This is a genomic window from Streptomyces phytophilus, assembly GCF_013870535.1.
In the GTDB taxonomy this organism is placed as follows: domain Bacteria; phylum Actinomycetota; class Actinomycetes; order Streptomycetales; family Streptomycetaceae; genus Streptomyces; species Streptomyces phytophilus.
Window position 1 is genome coordinate 1 of sequence record NZ_JACBXC010001417.1, and the last position, 1,472, is coordinate 1,472.

General features: G+C 76.3%; 2 protein-coding genes and 1 pseudogene. 1 reads left to right on the forward strand and 2 read right to left on the reverse strand.

Annotated features, from left to right (window positions below; all coding sequences use genetic code 11):
* Positions 1–635: SDR family NAD(P)-dependent oxidoreductase (locus tag H5J30_RS32915; RefSeq protein WP_181791349.1), on the forward strand; the 635-nt coding region annotated here is incomplete at its 5' end.
* Between the two features lie 9 nt (positions 636–644).
* Here H5J30_RS32915 and H5J30_RS32920 read toward each other — a convergent pair.
* Together H5J30_RS32920 and H5J30_RS32925 are read right to left on the reverse strand one after the other, a co-directional pair.
* Positions 645–1,256: pseudogene (locus tag H5J30_RS32920) on the reverse strand (GNAT family N-acetyltransferase).
* A partial coding sequence (locus tag H5J30_RS32925) for a penicillin acylase family protein (protein WP_181791350.1) occupies positions 1,243–1,472 on the reverse strand: 230 nt, incomplete at its 5' end. The gene H5J30_RS32925 and the pseudogene H5J30_RS32920, both read right to left, overlap by 14 nt.

The following is a 1,472-nucleotide window of genomic DNA, read 5'->3' on the forward strand; positions in this document are numbered from 1 at the left end:
GCACCGACGAGCTGGCCGGACTCGCCGACCGGATCCGCGCGGCGGCCGGACCGGTGCACATCCTGGTCAACAACGCCGGCACCGCGGCCCTGGAGCGCTTCAACGAGATCACCCCCGAGAGCTGGTCGCGCGTCATGCGTGTGAACGCCGACGCGGTGTTCTTCCTCTCCCAGCGGGTCGCCGAGCACATGGCCGCCGACGCGGTGCCCGGCCGGATCGTCACCGTCACCTCGAAGAACGCACTCGTCGCCGAGGCGGGCCTGGCCCACTACAACGCCGCCAAGGCCGCCGCCCAACTCCTCACCGAGACCCTGGCGGTGGAGCTGGCGCCGCACGGCATCACCGCCAACACGCTGGCGCCCGGCATGGTCGACACACCCATCGATGGCGAGTTCCCGCTGGAGCGGGAGGGGTTCGAGGCCGCGTACCGCGAGCGCATCCCCCTCGGCCGCTACGCCCGGCCCGAGGAGTGCGTCGGCGCGCTGCTCCTGCTCGCCTCGGACGCCGGCGCGTACATCACCGGGGCCCGGATCGTCGTGGACGGCGGCGTGCTCGCCGACCAGCTGCCGCGGATGCGGTTCATGCCCCCGTACCGCAGCAGCCTGGGCCCGCGCGACGGCGCCGGCGGCGGGTGAGGGGCCCGGTCAGCCGCCGGCCACCGGGCGGAACGCCAGCCGGGCGCGCTTCGGCGGCAGGTACACCTCCGGCAGGTCCACTTACGGCAGGGTGACCTCCGGACCGAGGGTGAAGCCCTCGTGGCGCAGCCGGTCGATCGCGGGCCCGTTGTCCGCGTCGGGCTCCGCCACCAGGCGGCGGGCGCCCTCCGCCGCGGCGAAGCCGCTGATCACCCGCATCAGCGCGGCCGTGAAGCCGGGCCGCCCGCCACCGGCGGCGGGGCCGATCAGCACGTGGAGGCCGAGGTCGCCGGGCCGGGCCGGGTAGCACTCCGAGACCCGGTCGGCGGCCGGGTCGTACGTCTGGAGCAGCGCGACCGGTGCGCCGTCGTGCAGCAGCAGGTAGGCGTGGTGGGTGGGCAGGGCGTCCATGTGCGCGTAGATGTCGCGGACTTCGTCGCGCGCCAGCGCGGCCATGCCCCAGAAGCGGGCGCGCTCGGCGGTGACCCAGCCGTGCAGCAGGCCGGCGTCCGCGTCCGGGACGACGGGCACCACGCGCACGGTGCCGAGGCCGCCGGCCCCGGGCTCGTCGTGCTCGTAGCACGGCGTCCGGTCGCGGGGCGCGGGGTCAGCGGTCGCCATGGGACTCCTTCAGGGCCTGCCAGTCGGTGACGACGGGGACCAGTTCGCCGCGCAGCCACGGGGCGAGCTGGTCGCGGTGGTGCGGGCCGCCGGGGACGCCGCAGGCGCCGAACGGGACGACCCAGCGGCTCTCCTCGCGGCGGGCGACGTCCCAGACGTAGCGGGCGGCGGGGCCGCGGGCGCACAGGTCGGTGACGCCGGGGACGGCGGCGGCGG